Source organism: Lyngbya sp. CCY1209 (genome assembly GCF_035615495.1).
Taxonomy (GTDB): domain Bacteria; phylum Cyanobacteriota; class Cyanobacteriia; order Cyanobacteriales; family Microcoleaceae; genus Limnospira.
Genome location: NZ_JAJENU010000620.1, coordinates 1 through 18,230, shown reverse-complemented (window position 1 = coordinate 18,230; position 18,230 = coordinate 1). Strand labels below are relative to the sequence as shown.

Below are 18,230 nucleotides of genomic sequence, written 5' to 3'. Positions count from 1 at the left end.
CCAACACCCTTCTAGAAACCCGGTTTCTTCCTCCACACCGAGATATCTAGAAACCCGGTTTCTTCCTCCCAACCCGAGATGTCTGGAAACCCGGTTTCTTCCTCCCCAACGAGAGTTCTAGAAACCGGGTTTCTATTTAGATCTTGATGAGGAACAAAACACCCTCCTAGAAACCCGGTTTCTTCCTCCCAACCCGAGATGTCTAGAAACCCGGTTTCTTCCCCCAGATCAACTAAGGAACTTGCCAGATCCGCTCGTGGTAACGTTCCGGCTCCGCGTAGGGGTCGATCGCCCCGTGGGAATGGTCGTGAGAATGCCCGTGGTGGTGGTGGTCGTGGCCGTGGTGGTGGTGGGAATGTCCCTCGCCGGAAACCGCAGCCAGCCGGAATTTACAGGCTTCGCAGTTCATCTGCACCTGTCCCAGTTGGGTTTCAATTTCGCGATCGCGCAACAATTCCAACAAGTTCGGGTGAATCCCCATTTCCGGCAGGCAGGTCATGTCGATTTCGGGATACTGTTCCTGCTGCCCGGCGGTGATGTCGAAAATTTTCTTCATCAGCACCCCGGTAAATAAGAAATAGGGGATGACAATAATCCGCTTGGGCTCGTAAAGTCGGGCGCGGCGGAACCCTTCCTCCAACCGGGGGTGGGTGATGCCGATAAAACAGGTTTCGACCGTGTGGTAGCCGCTTCCCTCCCACAGCATCCGGGCCAGTTTGTAGACGTCGCCGTTGGCGTCCGGGTCGCTCGAACCCCGTCCCACGAACAGCAGCACCGTGTCCGCCCGGGAAATTTGCCGGGGGTTAGCCTCGGGGGTGTCGAGTTCGGCGAGGCGGGACTGCCACAGTTCCAGAATTTTGGGATTGATGCCGAAGTGGCGTCCGTAGTGAAATTTCAGTTGCGGGTGACGTTCCCGGGCCCGATCCAGTTCGTTGGTGATGTCGAATTTATTGTGTCGGGCCGCAAACAGCAGCAGCGGCAGGGCGGAGAGTTCGGTGTAGCCCTGTTCCACACATTGATCGATGCTCTCTTGGATGGTCGGGCCGGTCAGTTCCAAAAAGCAAGGGATGACGGGGCGGGAGCGATCGAGATCCTGGTAGGCGTCGGCGAAATCGATGAAGGTCTGCCGTCCGGCGTCGTCCCGGGTTCCGTGGCCGATGAGCAGCAGGGGGCGGTTCAGCGGTAGGGGGGCGAGAGAATGGGGGTGAATTGTCGTCGAAATTTCCATTTAAACTCCTTTCCCGTGCGAGGCGGGATGTCGGGTGATATCGGTAACGGCGGGCGTTCTGGCTTGTTTGACGGCGACACCGGCCATCAACTTACAGTTGCCGCACAGCCTCGGACTCCCACCGATGTTTCCCCGGTCGTTACCGTTTGTGCCTTGCCATCTTAGCGAATTTCTACCCCTTTTCTTTGAAACTGTAATGAATCCACATATTCGCCGGCACGGCATCCGGCGGCGGTTATCCCGGGGGGCAAATGTCCCCCAGTCTTCGGGGTCGAACCCAGGACGACGATAGTCAAATCGAAGACTTCTTAACCTTCTCCCCCGATAATTGTCTCGGGGACGACTGACAAGAGTGCGAATATAAGGATACAATCCATTGTGATAGACTCTAATCTTGCCGTATCCAATTCTGTTATGACTGAGCCAATCAACGAGTCCAATGAGAGTTTGCCCCGCGAAGTTCGAGTCAACCAACTTCGGAATCTCATAGAGACCCTGCATATTGCCGACGAAATTGCCAGCAAAGGCTACCTGATCAGCAGCTCCGAACTCGCCGATTTAATGGATATTAATGCCAGCGCCGTCACCAGCCGCGGCGACAACTGGGCTTGGCGCAACTGGGAAGTCTCCAGGGTGCGACGGGAGGGCAATCAAATCCTCTGGCAATTGGAGCGAGTGGATTAGATGATGCGTTGATTTGATCGCGTTCATTGTTCGGGGCGAATTCTAGCTGTTGGGCAATGAACCGTTATCATTTTTTGCTCTTTTTAAATCGGCTGGCAGTTCCGCCGTTTTGACTCATTTCAGATGGGTCAAAGCATCTCTCACTCCAATTTCCCTTCACCTTTGGGATTATTTTTTTAAAATCGCTCCTCCACTTTATCCCAAAGTAATATCCAAAAACATCATCACGACAAACCCGGCCATCACGCCCAAGGTGGCTTCCTGTTCCTGTCCCATGCGGTGGGATTCCGGGATAATTTCGTCGCTGATGACGAACAACATCGCCCCGGCCGCGAAGGCTAGTCCCCAGGGTAAAATAAATTGGGCGATCGCCACCATTCCCGCCCCGATCGCGCCCCCGACGGGTTCCACAAGTCCGGTCACCAAAGCGATCGAAAAAGCGGCGATCCGCGAATAGCGTTCGGTCATCAAAGCCAGGGCCACCACCAGCCCCTCGGGCATATTTTGCAGTCCGATTCCGATCGCCAACGCGATGCCGTTGTTGAGATCTCCGTCCCCGAATCCCACCCCCACGGCCAGCCCCTCCGGGAAATTGTGCAGGGCGATGGCGATCGCGAACAGCCAGATCCGTTTCAGGTTGTCGATATTTCGACCTTCCCGGCCTTTAAAAAAGTGTTCGTGGGGAAAATATTGGTTACTGAACCACAAAAAACCACCTCCAATTCCGATTCCAATGGTCGCGATAATTGCAGCCAATACCGTGCTGCCCGTCTGGGATTTGGAATAGTCGATACTCGGGACGATCAGGGAAAAAGAGGTCGCCGCCAACATCACCCCGGCGCCGAAACCGAGTAAAATTCCCTGAAACCGACGGCTGATATGGGAGAGGAAAAAGATCGGCAAAGCGCCGACGGCCGTGCACAGTCCGGCGATCAGACTGGCGATCGCGCCCAGATAAAAAATGGGAATATCCTGCAACAAATCCCGCATTATTTTCCATCCTTGACACTCTCCGCGAAGACAGCGACGGAGATTCTTCCCCGAAATACTCCAACCACATCCTAAATTGATACCACCCGGCATCGTTAATTGACTTGGCGAGGCAGTGGTTTTTAACCATATTCTTCTTTCGTATAAATTCGCCCCCGCCAGCGGTCAGGCCGCCGGGTCGCCGAGATCCACAGCCGCAAAACCGCCAGCGGATCGGCCAGGGGAGACAGCCAGAACGCCCATTTCGCCCGGGCCTGACTCAAATCGTAGGAGGGCGCGATCGCGGCGCACAAAGCCACCCGGACCGCAAATAAAAACCCGTTCAACCCCAGCAAAATAACCGCCGTCGGCGGCAGTCCCGCACCCAGAAACGGCAAACCCGCCAACAGCACCGGCAGGGGCAACCCCTGAACCCCCAGCAGCACCCCCATGTCCGCCCAGAGTTGGCCGGCGGAACTGGCATCCTTGAGGTCGAGCGATCGCCCCCAGCCCTCCCAGGTGTCGGCGAACCCGTCGTACATCCGCACCTTCAACAGGGCGGACCCGTCCAAAAATCCCACCCGGAACCCCCGTCGCGCCGCATTTCGGGCCAAGGTCACGTCGTCGCAAAAGGAGTTGCGGGCGCCCGTGTAGCCCTCCAACGCCTCCAAAACCGAACGGCGGCACAGAAAACACTGGCCGTTAGCCATAACGCGATCGGGACTTGCCGGCGCGGCATCCGGCGGGCCGAATCGGTAGATCAGGGTGATCAGCAAAGCCGGTTGCAGCCACAATTCCCCGGGAGATTTGAGGATAAATCGAGACGAGAGGGAGATAAGGTCGTATTCTTCCCGCCGCGCAGCCCGCACCAGGGCGGCGATTAAGCCCGGTTGGGGTTGGGTGTCGGCATCGATGCCCAAAATCCACTCCGACCCCGGAGAACTGCGGAGAAAGCCCGTGTGCAGCGCCCAAGGGCGACCCACCCACCCCGGCGGCAGGGGGTCATCGACGGTGAGGCGGAAGCGGGGATCTCGGCGGGCGATCGCTTTCACCAGATCTGGGGTCCCGTCATCGGAATTGCTGTCCACCACCGTCACCTCCCGCAGTTCGTAGCCCTGGGCGCTCAATCCCGAGAGGCAGGGGCTGAGGCGATCGACCTCGTTCAAGGTCGGCACGACCACACTCACCGCCCCGACTAGATCCGGGGTCGGCGGAGCGACGGGCAATTGGGGACGGCGGATCAGACCCCGAAATAATCGGGACAGCAGGATCGCCGTCGCCGGGATTTGAAAGGCCAACAAAAATAGGGCGATCGCCCCCACCCACCCGTCAATTGAAAACTCGACGATCGCCAGGGGGAGGGGGGAAGCGGACCAGCAGGGGAAATCGAACATGAATCTACCGCGTCATCGTTCACAACATTGAACCACGAGAAGCGACCGGTTCTATTGGGCGGCGACTTTCTCGGGGATGTCTGCGGCATCAGACGCGCCGGATTCGGGCAGCAGGTCGGCCATTTCCTTGAGGGAGGGGTTCGACCGCCACCAAAACGCGATCGCCGGGATCACGCCCAACACCACGCTCAACAGCGTCGGCAGCAGGAACCGGGCGTCCAACTCCACCACCGTAATCGCCGCGCCGAACAGGAAATTGGTCAAATACACCATCAGCGGTAAAGTTAAGAGCGATCGCGACAAAATGATCGGCGTCCGCCGCCACAGAAACGCCGCCACCCCCATGAACAGCAAACCGGTCCCCATCCACCCGCTCAGGTTGCGGTAGGGCATCCCGAAAAATTCGCCCACTTCCTGGAATTGCCAGAAGGGGAAGGGCGCCTGACTCATGGCGGGGTCGAGAACCAGATCCCAAGCCGTCAGCAGGACGGCACCCATCGCCAACGCCCCCAGGTGGCGGATCAGGCCCGATCCCATTGTCACTTTCAACCCGCCCCGGGCCAGCAGATAGCAGGTCAGGCCCATGTAAAACCAGGACAGGGGGATGGTGAAGGGGACCAGATCGGCGATCTTGTAGCCCAATCCCGTCAAATATTGGTAGTGGCCGAAGGGGAAACCGGTGCTGGTACCGAGGAGTTCGCTACTCAGAGACAGGGCGATAGATGGCACCATGAATCCCAGCGTTGTCGCCAAACCGAGGGTTCGGTAAGCGTAGAGGCTCACGGCGATCGCGCCGAAGACGATGTAGGCGACTCCCCCGCCCCCCATACTCAATCGAAAGGCGGTTTGTCCGACGGGGGGCAGGCTGAGAACCAGTTCGGGATTGGGTAAAACCACCAGCAGTCCGGCCAAACCGAACAGGGTGGCGATGATATGGACGGTCAGGCAAAAACGCTCGGCTATCACAAGTTGCTTCATTGGACTCCTCAAACAGGTACGAAACGCAAGCGGCGCTCCCAAACAGTTTACAAATCTTTAAATTAGAATAACCGATTTGATGGTAAAGGGGAGAAAAATGTGGAAGTTGGGGGCCCGGCAGCGGAGGAGGCAACGGTGAAGCGGAGGAGGGCAATCAATTGTTAATTGTCAATTGTCAATGATCAATTATCAATTATCCATGTAAAATTTGGTCTTGTGATTTTGGAATTATTGTCTGTGGTGGGAATTGTTATTTTAGCCGCGATCGCGATCGCGCTGTTAGCCCTGGAGTTGCAGTACCGTCGCCGTCCCGGCAACGACCTGGAACTGACGCCGGGAAATTGGGAGACGACCCTCACCGAACCCGGACGGGTCATCCTGACGGGAGAACTCGAACTGTGCAACCGGACACCGAACCTGGAAATTATGGTGCCGGAGTTGACCGCCGAAGTCAAATGGCTTTCGGACGGGAGTTTGGATGGCGTCCCGGTCCGCACCCGCATCGTGTCCGGCCACGAAGACGCCCCCGCCCGACCGGACGGCTACTGGTTCGCCTACATCGTCAAAGTGCAGAAAACCACCCGCTTCAAAGTGGTTTTGGACATCGAAGGGGAAAATCTGGACCGGTTGCAATCCGCCTGGGTACAAATTCGCTACGTCACCTACGGCCCCCAAGGGCGCATCCCCAAATGGCGCCACGTCGTGATTCCCATGCAGTACCCCGACCCGGAAACGCCCCCCAACTCCCGCCCGGTTGACGGCGGCGGGGAAGTGTTCCCCATCCGCACCCACCTCCTCACCCAGCTCGATGACCCCGTGGAGGTGGTGCGGCGCTACGTCATGCCCCACGCTCAAAAGGGCGATATCATTACAATGGGAGAGACTCCCCTGGCTTTGATCCAGGGCCGATTCCGCCATCCGACGGAGGTGAAACCCGGATGGGTGGCGCGGCGGGTGTGCTACTTTTTCATGCCCACCTCCAGTTTGGCGACGGCCTGCGGGCTGCAAACCCTGGTGGATCTCGTCGGGCCGGCGCGAGTGTTCGCGGCCTTCGTCGGGGGCGCGATCGCACGAATTTTCGGCTACCGGGGCGGGTTCTACCAACTGGCGGGGGAACAAGCCCGCCTAATTGATGATGTCACCGGGACCCTGCCGCCCTACGATCAATTTATCGTCCTCGGGCCGCACGATCCCCAAGCCGTCGTCGATCGCATCCGCCAGGAAACGGGTCTGGAGGCCGCCATTGTAGATGTCAACGATTTGAAAGCCGTTAAAATATTAGCAGCCACCTCCGATCTGCCGGTGCAATTTGTCGAGCGGGCACTGAGAAGCAATCCCGCCGGAAACGCCGACGAGCGCACGCCGTTGGTCCTCCTCCGCCCGGGATCTCCTCGGGACCGCTGAGAGCCCTCCGGGGAGCGATCGCCCCGAGGAGCTCAATTTCGGGTGCGAAGGTAGAGCGATCGGCCAGAGATATAGAAATTAAACGGGCCAGTAGCGGGGATTTTGCGTTCTCCGAACCACTCCAGCGGTTGTCCCGTCAAACCCAGCCCGATGGCGAACGATCGATAGAGACTCCCAACTCTGAGGACTTACATGAGCGTATTTCTTTCCCAAAACCAAAATCAGGTGACAATTCGCCCCTTCCAGTATCGCGATCTCGAAGCATTTGAGCGGTTGTCCCGGATGTCCGCCGGGGCGGACGACGAGTCTGCCACCGGCGAATCCCTTGATCGCGAAGTGCAACAGCTCCGCCTCTGGTACGGGTTATTGAAATTCCTCAGTTGGTTTCCCAACCCCTGCCAGTACCGCTTCAATACCTACGTCGCGGAACAAGACGGCGTGCGGGGGGTGCTGCGCGTCTCTCCCTTCAACCGCACCCGCAGCACCTGGCGGGTGGACCGGGTGGGCGTCGATCCGGCGGCTAACTTCAGCAGCATCGGTTCCCAACTGCTGCGGTACTGTTTCGAGACGATTTGGGAGGCTCGGACTTGGGTGTTGGAGGTGAATGTCAACGACAAGGACGACCTCGCCCTCTACCGGCAAAATGGCTTTCAACCCCTGGCACAGATGACCTACTGGGCGTTGGAATCCGAACGGCTTCAGGATTTAGCTACCACCCAGGCGGATGTCCCGAATTTGCTCCCGGTGAGCAACGCCGATGCCCAGTTGCTCTACCAACTCGACACCGTATCGATGCCGCCCCAGGTGCGGCAGGTGTTCGACCGCCACATTTTGGATTTTAGAACCAACGTGGTGCGGGCGATCGCGGACGGGCTGCGGCAGTGGCTCAACCGGGTGGAACAGGTGAGCGGCTACGTCTTTGAACCCCAGCGAAAAGCCGCGATCGGCTATTTCCAAGTGCAGTTGTGCCGGGACGGCAACCAACCCCACGTCGCCGAACTGACGGTCCATCCGGCCTACACTTGGTTATATCCCGAATTGCTCTCCCAGATGGCGCAACTGGTGCAGGAGTTCCCGCCCCAATCCCTGCGGCTGGCCTCGGCGGACTACCAGCCGGAACGGGAAGCCTATTTGGAGAAAGTCGGCGCCGAACCCGTCGAACACACCCTATTGATGTCGCGATCGGTGTGGCACAAGTTGCGGGAGTCGAAAATGGCCGCCGAACCCCTGCAGTGGTCGGAAGTGCTCCAGAGCCTGCAACCCTCCCGCAAACCCGTCCCCGGCCGGATGTCCTGGCTCGGGCCGATGGACGATCGCCACCCCGGAGACTCCAAAAAACCCCCGTCGGAACAGCAGATCCAACCCCAAAATCTCTCGGAACTCTCCGAGTCCGAGAAGAAAAAACTCTCCGCCAATCCCCCGGAATCCAAGAACGGCGATCGCCCCAAACCATGACCGACTCCCAATCCCGCCCATTTATATCGGCCCTCGGGTTGGACGTGGGCCGCCGTCGCATCGGCGTCGCCGGGTGCGACGGCACGGGGTTGATCGCCACGGGCCTGACCACGATTCGGCGATCGTCCTTCGAGGCGGATGTCGCCCAGTTGCGGGAATTGGTGGAACAACGGCGGGTTCAGGTTTTGGTGGTGGGCCTGCCCTATTCCATGAGTGGAAACCTGGGATTTCAGGCCCGCCAAGTGCACAACTACGCCCGACGCCTGCAAAAAGCTCTTGACTTGCCGGTGGAATATATGGACGAGCGGCTGACCTCGGTGCAGGCCGAACAGATGATGCAGGCCGCCAAAATTCCCCTCTCCGAAAATAAAGCCCTCGTCGATCGCAAAGCCGCCGCCCTGATCCTCCAACAGTGGCTCGACGCACGGCGACAAAATCGATAGGGGCGGTTCGGGGTATGGGAAATTGTAGGGGCGCAAGGCTTGCGCCCTAATTTTAGCGCCCTAATTTTAGATTTTAGATTTCTCTATCTCAGATAAAGTATCAACCAACACAGCCGTGTTATCCTTTTTGTGCAGGGGGGATCTGTGCGATCGCATTGTGTCGTCTAGATCCTTCATATTACCCCATCTCAGTGCCCCAGAGCGCTGTTTTGCTCAACGTCAGTTCAAGATGATGCCATCCCGATTTTCCCCGGACAACGAACCCGAATCCGACACCTATACCGTCTTGACGGATGAAGAAGGGCGATCCATCGAATGCACGATCGAATCCTCCTTCGACATAGAAGGTCAAGAATATATCTTACTGCTTCCCGTCGATATCCCCGTCGAAATCCTCACCTGGTCCGACGACGAAGATGAGGAAGAAACCGCCGTCCCCGTGGAATCGGAAGAGACGATCGATCGCATCTTTTCCACGGCGAAGGTGGTGTTGGAGGAACAGAACCTCACCCTCAAACGCACCGCCGTCACCCTGACGGCCGCGGGAGAGTTGCCGGAACTGTTCGACGAAGACGAACCGGACGGCGCCGACGACGGCGATGAAGACTACGAGGAACTGCTGCTGCTGACCCGCTTCTACCACGAAGAACAAGAATACGGCATCTACACCCCCCTCGACCCCTTTTTCATCCTGGCCCGGATGAACGAACGGGGCGAACCGGAACTCCTGTCCCCGGAAGAGTTGGACAAAATCGAACCCCTGTTGCCCGAAATTGAGGAGCGACTTTTTGAAGATTTCGCGTAAACTGTTATCGGGCTGTGGGACATCATTCTCACAGAGCATCAAACGGCAACAAGCGACAATAACGGGCAGAAGTTCTGATGGGACGATTTTCTAAAGGACTCTTTTATTTCGCCATCTTACCGGTCGTCTGGATCTTTTTCGGCTGGCAGGGCTGGGCGTGGTGGAGTTGGGCCAGTTCGCCCCCGGCGGACGAGGACACCCTCGGCGAGAATGCCGCGGCCGAGACGTCGATTCAAATTTCCATCCCCCCCGGCACCTCGAGCCAGCAAATCGGGCGGGATCTGGAGGCGACGGGCCTGATCCGCTCCACGACGGCTTGGAAGCTGTGGGCGAGGTGGCTGATTTTCCGAGATCCGGAGGGAGAATTCAAGGCGGGAACTTACCAATTGTCCCCCACCGAACCCCTGAGCGCGATCGCCGATCGCATCTGGAAGGGGGAGGTCATGCAAATGAGCTTCACCATTCCGGAGGGGTGGTCGATTCAGGAAATGGCGGACTATTTTGAGGACGAGGGATTCTTTTCGGCGGAAGAATTTGTGGCCGAGGCGAAACAGATCCCCTACGATCGCTATCCGTGGCTGCCCCAAGATTTGCCCATCCTGGAAGGATACCTGTATCCCGACACCTATTTGGTGGTGGCTGATCGCATTACCCCGGAAAGTGTCATCGACCAGATGCTCTCTCAATTTGAAACCGTCGCCCTCCCGGTTTATCAGGAAAGCCGAGAACGCCACAACCTCGACCTCAACGAGTGGGTCGCCCTGGCCAGCATCGTGGAAAAGGAGGCCGTCGTCGCCGAGGAACGGGAATTGATCTCGGGAGTGTTTCACAACCGCCTCAGACAGGGGATGCGTCTGGCCGCCGATCCGACGGTGGAGTACGGTCTGGGAATCCGCCAAACCGTCGATCAACCCCTGACGTTCAGACAGGTGGAAACCCCCTCCCCCTACAATACCTATCTGAATCCGGGACTGCCCCCCACCGCGATCGCCTCGCCGGGAATCGCCAGCCTGAAAGCGACTTTAAACCCGGAGGACACCGAATACCTCTACTTCATGGCCCGCTACGACGGCACCCACATTTTCAGCCGCACCGAAGCCGAACACGCCCGAGCGATCGCGGAAGTGGAACGCCAACTGTCGGAACAGTAGGGAGTGGGGAATAGGCAATAGGGAATAGGCAATAGGGAATAGGCAATAGGGAATAGTCAATTGTCAATTAATTCCTCCCATTTTTCGATAAAATAAAGAGATAAAACTCTACAATCCACTATGTCCTGGGGTAAACTTTTGGAACCGGATTTGGTTCTGGGCAATTCGATCATGCAGCTCACGCCGGATATCCTCCACGCAAATAACGTGAAGGGTCTGGTGTTGGATGTGGATGAAACCCTGGTTCCGATCACGAAGCAGCAGGCCTCCGAGGAGTTGCGCCAGTGGGTCGAGGAGATCAAGCCGACCTTTTCCCTGTGGCTGGTGAGCAACAATATCTCCCAAGCCCGGATCGGGGGCATCGCCCGTTCCCTCGGTTTGCCCTACATCAGCGGCGCGGCCAAGCCGTCGCGGCGGAAACTGTGGCAGGCGGTGAAGGCGATGGAGATCCCGGCGAACCAGGTGGCGATGGTGGGCGATCGCGTTTTTACGGACGTTTTGGCAGGAAATCGGCTGGGAATGTTCACCATTCTCGTGGAACCGATGCTCGATCCCATTCAAACCGGCCAATTTTTCTCGGTGCGATCGCTCGAAGTCTGGATCTCCGAAGTTTTGGGAGCGTCTTTTCAAGGTAAATAGCGCTTCGCGCTGGGGTGTGGGGGGTGGGGTGTGGGGTGTGGGGAAGAGGAAGGGGGGGATAAGGGTTTCGAGGTTTTTCCCCTCTTCCGGAACTGTAAACACGCGATCGCGATACCTGCGATAGCAGTCGCCATGACGGTTAGGACAGATGATCTCATGATTCCCGACTCCCGACTCCCGACTCCCGACTCCCTTTCTACCATCGCAATGTCCTAACCGTTCTGTCTGTCGCTATCTTATATGGCCTACACCATTGTCGTCAAAATTGGCACTTCCAGCTTGACCCAGCCGGATACCGGACATCTGGCGTTATCCACCTTGGCGACGCTGGTGGAAACGCTGACCCGCCTGCGCCGAGAGGGACATCGGGTGGTTCTGGTGTCCTCCGGCGCGGTGGGGGTGGGGCGCGATCGCCTGGGACTGACGGAACGACCCCGCGCGATCGCCCTCAAACAAGCCGTCGCGGCCGTCGGACAGGGCCGGCTGATCCGCGTCTACGACGACCTCTTTACGTCCCTCCAACAACCCATCGCCCAAGTCCTCCTCACCCGCGGCGACCTGGTGCAGCGTGGTGGCTACGTCAACGCCTACAACACCTTCCAACAATTGCTCAAACTCGGCGTTATCCCCATCGTCAACGAAAACGACACCGTGGCTGTCGATGAACTCCGCTTCGGCGACAACGACACTCTCTCGGCTTTGGTGGCGAGTTTGGTGGAGGCGGACTGGCTGTTTTTACTGACGGATGTCGATCGCCTCTATTCCGCCGACCCCCGGTTCTTCCCCGACGCGCAACCCATCCATTTGGTTAAGCACATCGGACAGTTGCAGGAATTCCAAGTCCAAGTCGGAAACTCCCGCAGCAGTTGGGGCACCGGGGGGATGGTCACGAAAATTGAAGCGGCCCGCATCGCCACGGGTTCCGGGGTGCGGACGGCGATCGCGGACGGGAAACGCCCCGAAAATGTCGAAAAAATCCTGGGCGGGGAGGCGATCGGCACCCAGTTTGAACCCCAATCCCGCCCCGTCAATTCCCGACGCCACTGGATCGCCAACGTTTTGGTCCCGGCGGGCAAATTGTACCTCGATCCGGGGGCGGTGCGGGCGATCCGGGAGGGCGGCAAATCCCTCCTCGCGGCCGGTGTAACCCGGGTGGAAGGCGAGTTTCACCCCCATGACGCGGTGCGGTTGTGCGACGGCGGCGATCGGGAAATCGCCCGGGGATTGGTGAATTACAGCAGCGCGGAAATGGAAAAAATCCGGGGTTCTCGTTCCGAACAAATTCCCGAAATCCTCGGCTATGCGGGGGCGGAAACCGTCGTTCACCGGGACAACCTGGTGATTTCTATCAATTGACAATTGATAATTGTCAATTCATTTCCCGATTCCCGACTCCCGACTCCCGACTCCCCTATCAACCCGACTCCCAATCAAAAAGATGGGGTTCCTGGCTAACCCCATCTAGATTGATCTTCTCGAATTCAATAACGACTTTACAGCAACCTTCAACTTCAGCTCGTGGCGTTTCGATCTAAATTCTCTTCAACTTGGCTCAGAACATCGAACAGGAGCGTGATGCTCCAATCTGCGTAGTGCGCGAATTTTTTCATGATTTGATTCAAACTCGATCCCGAATAATCTTGACTGGAACGATGGCTAGGCTGAGGAGCCTTGAGAGACGATATCAGCGTGTTGTCATCTGTGATCATAGCAAAGTGCTTGTCTAAGTTTTATTCGGTCTGGTGTCTTCAAGTAATTTGTACATACAGAGTATAGCACAAGTATTGCACAAGTATTGCATCCCTCAAAAGAATGGACGGAAACTATCCCCAACGGGGGATGCTACACGGAAATGAAAATTTGCAGATCCCTAGCCAGAGCGGCGGGAGAGATGTCATGATAGTAGATGTATGTTGTATGTACATCCGAAGTCTATGCCGCGAACTAAACCCCCCTCCAACAAAGTTCTGACCATCCGCCTTACGGAATCTGATTTCCGGCATCTGGAGGAGTTTTGCGCCGAAAAGGGCAAGACCAAAACCGAAGTTCTCGTCGATCTGATCCGCCGGTTAAAATTACCCAGTCAAAGACTCACGGCGTCTCGTTGAAGTCGATCCCCCGTCCAATGTTTCATATCCTTTCTGGGGTTGAACTCGATCCGTCCGCATCTAAACCGATACGAAAAATTTATACGACCGATTGGTTTTTCTGTACTGTTAGATGGGGCGATAGGTACGCGATCGCGGATCGCGCCCAAACCAGTCAAATCCCCGCCTCCCGGCACATACAGCCACAGCACCTTGGGAAGGCGGGGAAACAATTAACAATTAACAATTAACAATTAATAATTGTCCATTCATCCTTACTTCCTACTTCTTCAGTTACAGGACTCGTAACAGGTTGGGGATGCGATCGACGATATCGAGTTGTTGGAGTTCGTCTAATGCTTGGTGGAAGTTGCCTTCTAGGACGTCGTGGGTGACGACGACGATTTCCGCGAGCTCGCCGTGGGAGTCGATTTGGACGATGGATTCCAGGCTGACGTCGTGGTTGCCGAAGCAGGTTCCCAAGTTGCCGATCACTCCCGGCAGATCGCGGGTGATGAAACGGGCGTAAAATCGGGTGGTCAAGTCCTTCATCGGTGCCAGGTTGCAGTAGTGCTGGTGGGTACAACTCATCAGCGGGTGGGTGGTGAAGGGGATGTCTGCTTTGGGGGGGCGGGTGGTGAGGATGGCGACGATGTTGAGGATGTCGGAAACGACGGCGCTGGCGGTGGGGCCGGCTCCGGCTCCGGGGCCGAAGAACATCACCTGTCCGATGGGTTCCCCTTCTACGACGATCGCATTATTGACGCCGTTGATACTGGCGAGGGGGTGCAGTTTGGGAACCAGGGTGGGGTGGACCCGCACGGAGAGTAAATCGTTGTCCGGGGTGGCGACGGGATCTCGGCGGGCGATCGCGAGTAACTTAATGGTAAACCCGAGGCGATCGGCGTAGGCGATATCGGTGGCGGTGACGCCCCGGATGCCTTCGCAATACACCTCGTCCAATTTGATGCGCCCCCCGAAGGCGAGGGAGGCCAAAATTGCGATTTTGTCCGCCGCGTCCAAGCCGTCCACGTCGGCGGTGGGGTCGGCTTCCGCGTAGCCCAATTCCTGGGCCTGTTTGAGCACCTCGTCGAAGGGGGCGCCCTCGGCCTGCATCCGGGTCAAAATGTAGTTGGTGGTGCCGTTGACGATGCCGGTGACGGTGTGGATGCGGTTGGCGCCGAGGGATTCTTTCAGGGGTTGGATGACGGGGATGCCGCCCCCGACGGCGGCTTCGAGGAGGACGTAAACGCCTTTTTCTGAGGCGGCGTCGAAGATTTCGCTGCCGTAGCGGGAGATGACGGCTTTGTTGGCGGTGACGATGTGTTTGCCGTGGGCGATCGCTTTGAGAATCAGCGATCGCGCCGGTTCCAGACCTCCGATCAGTTCCACGACGATATCCACTTCCGGATCGGTGACGATCGCTTCCAAATTGTCGGTCAGCAGGTGTTCGGGCAAATCGACGTTCCGGGACTTGTTGAGCGATCGTACCCCCACCCGGTGCAGGGTCAGCGCCTGCAACAGCGGATGGCGACCGTCGCGATCGCACAGGATTTTGGCGGTTCCCGTCCCGACTGTTCCCAATCCCAACAAACCGATTTTAAAAGCCACGATTCCAACCTGTCACTCAACTTTGCTGTTCAACCATTTTTACACCCTCCGCCCCCCCTTCTGCGGTCCGACCCGCCGAGGAGGGCAAAAATCTCCGTCAAGGGGTCGAATTGTAACGTTTTGTAAAGCTTGTGTGGGGTGCGACCCATCACGGGTTATACTACTCATATAGTAGATGCACCCTGATTCGAGCGCCCATCACACCTGAAAAGGTGGGGGCGTTTTTTTATGGGGGAGTGGGGTGTAGGGTGTAGGGTGTAGGGTGTAGGGTGTAGGGAATTTTAGATTTTAGATTTTAGATTCTTTCCATCTTTGCCTCTAAACCCCCTCCGCTTCCTCCGCTTCCTCCGCCTCCTCTGCCCTCCCCCGCGACGCCATAGAATTGAGGGCAAAGTGCAATTCGGAGATAGTGTTGAAATGCCCGAGACTCAGCCCGTTGTTTCTCCCGAGTGGTTGGCCGAAAATTTGGATAATCCCGGAGTGAGGGTCGTGGACTGTCGCTTTGCCCTCGGCGACCCGGAGTTGGGACGACAGCAGTATTTGGAAAATCACATTCCGGGGGCAGTTTATCTGGATTTGGAACGGGATTTGTCCTCGCCGGTGGAAAAACACGGGGGACGGCATCCCCTCCCCGATATTGACGAACTCGCCGGGAAACTCTCCAACCTGGGGATCGAGTTTGGAGAAACCTTGGTGGTGGCCTACGACGATTCCCGGTTCGGATTTGCGGGGCGGCTGTGGTGGCTGTTGCGCTACATGGGCCACGATCGCGCCGCCCTACTCGACGGGGGGTTCGGCGGTTGGAAAGCTGCCGGTTATCCGGTGACGGCGGAAATTCCCGAACCGGAACCGGCGCAGTTTGAACCGCAATTGCGATCGGATTGGGTGGTGGATTTCGAGGACGTGAAAACCCGGAAAGACCGGCCGGGTATGGTTTTGATCGACTCCCGCGATCGCGATCGCTACTCGGGAGAACGGGAGCCCATCGACCCCATCGCCGGACACATCCCCGGCGCGGTCAATTTGCCCTGGCGGGACGTTTCCGACGCCGGGGGATTTCTCAAATTTGCCGAACAGCCCGGACGCTGGGAAAATTACAAAGACGCGGAAGAAATCGTCGTCTACTGCGGTTCCGGGGTGACGGCCTGCATCAATCTGCTGACCCTGGAATTGGCGGGATTATCCCAGGGTAAACTGTACCCGGGGAGTTGGAGCGACTGGTGTTCGTACCAACTCGACCCGGAAGATTAGCGGCACCCGAGGGAGTACCGGGTCGAGACGCCGGTGACGGGGTTGACGCCATCGGCTCGCTGGCAGAGTCGGCGCAACTGTTCGCCGTCCAACAGTGCGTCGGTGAAATCGGCCCCGGTGATATCTGTGTCGTCGAAGGTGGAGCCGAAAAATAGGGCTTCCACAAAAATCGAATTGCTCAGGTCGGCTTCCGTAAAATCGGCTTGGTCCAACATCGCATAGGTGAGGTCGGCCCCCCGCATCGTCACCCCCAGCAGGGTGGCGCGGCTGAACACCGAACCCCGCAGTTCGGAGTTGTCGAAGTTGGCATATTCCAAGTTGGAGTTGGCAAATTCCGCCGCGGGGAGGGACTGGTTGGAAAAATCCCGGTGTTGGAGCAAACTGTGGTTGAAAAACAGGTGGGCCGGGTTTTCTGCGGCGCGGGCGACTCCGGGCCAAAGTAACAGCAATCCGGCGAACAGCGCGATCGCGATTTGTCGAACTATTTTTTTCATAACCGTAAGTGTTGATATCTACCCAGGATAGCGAATTGAATCGGCGTTACCGTTACAATAGGAACGCAACGATGAGGTTAAGACAAACTCATGGTCAATTTCTTCGTTACCTGGCTCTTGGCAGCCATTGCACTCTCAATTACAGCGTATCTGGTTCCGGGCCTGACGATCGCCAGTTGGCAGGCGGCGGCGGTGGGGGCGATCGTCATGGGGTTGGTGAATGCGATCGTCAAACCCATTTTGACGATTTTAACCCTTCCCCTGACCCTGTTAACTTTGGGGTTATTCCTATTTGTCGTCAACGCCATTTCCATTTCCCTGGTGGGATTCTTCACCCCGGGCTTTACCGTGGCGGGATTTTGGCCGGCCCTGTTCGGTTCCATCGTCCTGTCCCTCGTCACTTGGATTATCGGTCAATTCGCCGGCCGGGGGGAGGCAGACGTTTAAGCGGTTCAAAGCGTCCATTAAAGACACGAATTTAAGGCTAAAAAAAGTGCTTGTCGCTCTGGGTGTCGGTTTCGGGTACACGGTTTTTGTGCGCCGGAAATCGACATCTGGCAATTTCACACCTCCAAAAATATGCGATCGCGACTCAACCCCACTCCCTATTTGTTCCTAGTCCCGGCATTAGTTATTTTGGTATTGACGGTATTTTTGCCGTCGATACAGGCGTTTTATCTGAGTTTTTTTAATTACGATTTAATCGGCGATCCGCAGTGGATTGGTATTGATAATTTCCGGCGGTTGTGGGAAGATTCTGTATTTTGGCAGACCCTAAAAAATACCGCCCTTTACATTATTATTGTCGTTCCTATTTTGGCGATCGCACCCCTGTGGCTGGCGATTTTAGTGAATCAAAAATTGCGGGGAATTAACTGGTTTCGGACGGCTTATTATGTTCCGGTCGTGATTTCGATGGTCGTCGCGGGACTAGCCTGGAAGTGGCTGTATGCAGAAAACGGACTCTTGAATCAATTCCTGCAATATTTCGGTTCCTTTTTTCTGCCCCCCTCGGCATCGCCGAGTATCCCCTGGCTGACGGACCCAAATTTGGCGTTATTTTCCGTCATGGCGGTGACAATTTGGAAGGGGTTGGGTTATTACATGGTGATTTATCTGGCCGGGTTGCAGTCGATTCCGGCGGAACTCTACGAAGCCGCCAGTTTGGACGGTTCCGACGGCTGGCGAAGCCATTGGGATATCACTTTACCGCTGATGCGGCCCTACCTGATTTTGGTGGCGGTGATTTCCGCCATTTCCGCCACAAAAGTATTTGAAGAGGTGTATATCATGACGCAAGGAGGGCCGTTAAACAGTTCCAAAACCATCGTTTATTATCTCTACGAACGGGCGTTTCAGAATTTAGATATCGGTTACGCCTGTGCGATTGGGTTGGTGTTATTTGCGATCGTTTTCGGGTTGTCACTATTACGATTAGCGATCGCGCGTTGGACGGGAAGTGAAATCTCTTGAGGGCTAAAGGTGCCCGATCTCGGGGAAAAGATATCAGGACTTTCCAAAACCCAATTTTACCCCGACTCAACACCCTACTCTGTCCCTCAAAGTCCCCCTTTTCAAGGGGGATTTAGGGGGATCGTTCGGACAAAGTCCCCCTTTTCAAGGGGGATTTAGGGGGA

Annotated in this window: 17 protein-coding genes, 1 pseudogene and 1 riboswitch; of the genes and pseudogenes, 11 read left to right on the top strand and 7 right to left on the bottom strand. The window is 56.8% G+C overall.

What is annotated here, in order from left to right:
* Nucleotides 1–232 precede the first annotated feature (232 nt).
* Nucleotides 233–1,228 carry a sirohydrochlorin chelatase gene (locus LKE08_RS23515; protein ID WP_324706706.1) on the bottom strand — a complete coding sequence of 332 codons (996 nt, stop codon included), beginning with the start codon at nt 1,226–1,228 and terminating at the stop codon, nt 233–235.
* Between the two features lie 30 nt (nt 1,229–1,258).
* A riboswitch (cobalamin riboswitch) is annotated at nt 1,259–1,390 on the bottom strand.
* A gap of 252 nt (nt 1,391–1,642) precedes the next feature.
* Between LKE08_RS23515 and LKE08_RS23510 the strand changes: the two genes are divergently transcribed.
* Nucleotides 1,643–1,912, top strand: coding sequence for a hypothetical protein (locus tag LKE08_RS23510; RefSeq protein ID WP_324706705.1), 270 nt, complete (start codon nt 1,643–1,645; stop codon nt 1,910–1,912).
* 195 nt (nt 1,913–2,107) lie between these two features.
* On the opposite strand, the gene LKE08_RS23505 is transcribed toward LKE08_RS23510, so the two are convergent.
* The 4 genes and pseudogenes from LKE08_RS23505 to cruF all read right to left on the bottom strand — a co-directional run bounded on the left by LKE08_RS23505 (nt 2,108) and on the right by cruF (nt 5,253).
* On the bottom strand, nt 2,108–2,902 hold the full coding sequence (locus tag LKE08_RS23505; protein ID WP_324706704.1) for a ZIP family metal transporter: 795 nt from the start codon (nt 2,900–2,902) through the stop codon (nt 2,108–2,110).
* Nucleotides 2,903–2,945: 43 nt separating this feature from the next.
* Nucleotides 2,946–3,053, bottom strand: a pseudogene (locus LKE08_RS23500) (RNA-guided endonuclease TnpB family protein); the annotation flags it as partial.
* A complete protein-coding gene (gene cruG, locus LKE08_RS23495; protein WP_324706703.1) occupies nt 3,025–4,275 on the bottom strand; it encodes a 2'-O-glycosyltransferase CruG in 1,251 nt (416 codons plus the stop codon). The pseudogene LKE08_RS23500 and the gene cruG, both read right to left, overlap by 29 nt.
* A gap of 51 nt (nt 4,276–4,326) precedes the next feature.
* Nucleotides 4,327–5,253: a gamma-carotene 1'-hydroxylase CruF gene (gene cruF, locus LKE08_RS23490; RefSeq protein ID WP_324706702.1), complete on the bottom strand. Its 927-nt coding sequence runs from the start codon at nt 5,251–5,253 to the stop codon at nt 4,327–4,329.
* A gap of 222 nt (nt 5,254–5,475) precedes the next feature.
* Between cruF and LKE08_RS23485 the strand changes: the two genes are divergently transcribed.
* The 7 genes from LKE08_RS23485 (at nt 5,476) to proB (ending at nt 12,506) form a co-directional block, all read left to right on the top strand.
* A complete protein-coding gene (locus tag LKE08_RS23485) occupies nt 5,476–6,657 on the top strand; it encodes a F420-0:Gamma-glutamyl ligase (RefSeq protein WP_324706701.1) in 1,182 nt (393 codons plus the stop codon).
* A gap of 192 nt (nt 6,658–6,849) precedes the next feature.
* Nucleotides 6,850–8,112, top strand: a complete 1,263-nt coding sequence (locus LKE08_RS23480; protein WP_324706700.1) for a GNAT family N-acetyltransferase — start codon at nt 6,850–6,852, stop codon at nt 8,110–8,112.
* Nucleotides 8,109–8,555, top strand: a complete 447-nt coding sequence (ruvX, locus tag LKE08_RS23475) for a Holliday junction resolvase RuvX (RefSeq protein ID WP_324706699.1) — start codon at nt 8,109–8,111, stop codon at nt 8,553–8,555. The genes LKE08_RS23480 and ruvX overlap by 4 nt, the downstream gene beginning before the upstream one ends.
* Nucleotides 8,556–8,787: 232 nt before the next feature.
* Nucleotides 8,788–9,360 (top strand): DUF3727 domain-containing protein, encoded by a 573-nt coding sequence (locus LKE08_RS23470; RefSeq protein WP_324706714.1) that lies wholly within the window; start codon nt 8,788–8,790, stop codon nt 9,358–9,360.
* Between the two features lie 77 nt (nt 9,361–9,437).
* Nucleotides 9,438–10,511: an endolytic transglycosylase MltG gene (gene mltG, locus LKE08_RS23465; RefSeq protein ID WP_324706698.1), complete on the top strand. Its 1,074-nt coding sequence runs from the start codon at nt 9,438–9,440 to the stop codon at nt 10,509–10,511.
* A 120-nt stretch (nt 10,512–10,631) separates the two neighbouring features.
* Nucleotides 10,632–11,150 (top strand): YqeG family HAD IIIA-type phosphatase, encoded by a 519-nt coding sequence (locus LKE08_RS23460; protein WP_324706697.1) that lies wholly within the window; start codon nt 10,632–10,634, stop codon nt 11,148–11,150.
* Nucleotides 11,151–11,390: 240 nt separating this feature from the next.
* Nucleotides 11,391–12,506 carry a glutamate 5-kinase gene (proB, locus tag LKE08_RS23455; RefSeq protein ID WP_324706696.1) on the top strand — a complete coding sequence of 372 codons (1,116 nt, stop codon included), beginning with the start codon at nt 11,391–11,393 and terminating at the stop codon, nt 12,504–12,506.
* A 1,025-nt stretch (nt 12,507–13,531) separates the two neighbouring features.
* Here proB and LKE08_RS23450 read toward each other — a convergent pair.
* Nucleotides 13,532–14,848 carry a homoserine dehydrogenase gene (locus tag LKE08_RS23450; RefSeq protein WP_324706695.1) on the bottom strand — a complete coding sequence of 439 codons (1,317 nt, stop codon included), beginning with the start codon at nt 14,846–14,848 and terminating at the stop codon, nt 13,532–13,534.
* Nucleotides 14,849–15,265: 417 nt separating this feature from the next.
* Here LKE08_RS23450 and LKE08_RS23445 point away from each other — a divergent pair, with 417 nt between their 5' ends.
* On the top strand, nt 15,266–16,099 hold the full coding sequence (locus tag LKE08_RS23445; RefSeq protein WP_324706694.1) for a sulfurtransferase: 834 nt from the start codon (nt 15,266–15,268) through the stop codon (nt 16,097–16,099).
* Here LKE08_RS23445 and LKE08_RS23440 read toward each other — a convergent pair.
* Nucleotides 16,096–16,593: a pentapeptide repeat-containing protein gene (locus LKE08_RS23440; protein WP_324706693.1), complete on the bottom strand. Its 498-nt coding sequence runs from the start codon at nt 16,591–16,593 to the stop codon at nt 16,096–16,098. The genes LKE08_RS23445 and LKE08_RS23440 overlap by 4 nt on opposite strands.
* 90 nt (nt 16,594–16,683) lie before the next feature.
* Between LKE08_RS23440 and LKE08_RS23435 the strand changes: the two genes are divergently transcribed.
* Nucleotides 16,684–17,040: a phage holin family protein gene (locus tag LKE08_RS23435; RefSeq protein WP_324706692.1), complete on the top strand. Its 357-nt coding sequence runs from the start codon at nt 16,684–16,686 to the stop codon at nt 17,038–17,040.
* A gap of 132 nt (nt 17,041–17,172) precedes the next feature.
* Nucleotides 17,173–18,066, top strand: coding sequence for a sugar ABC transporter permease (locus tag LKE08_RS23430; protein ID WP_324706691.1), 894 nt, complete (start codon nt 17,173–17,175; stop codon nt 18,064–18,066).
* Nucleotides 18,067–18,230 lie beyond the last annotated feature (164 nt).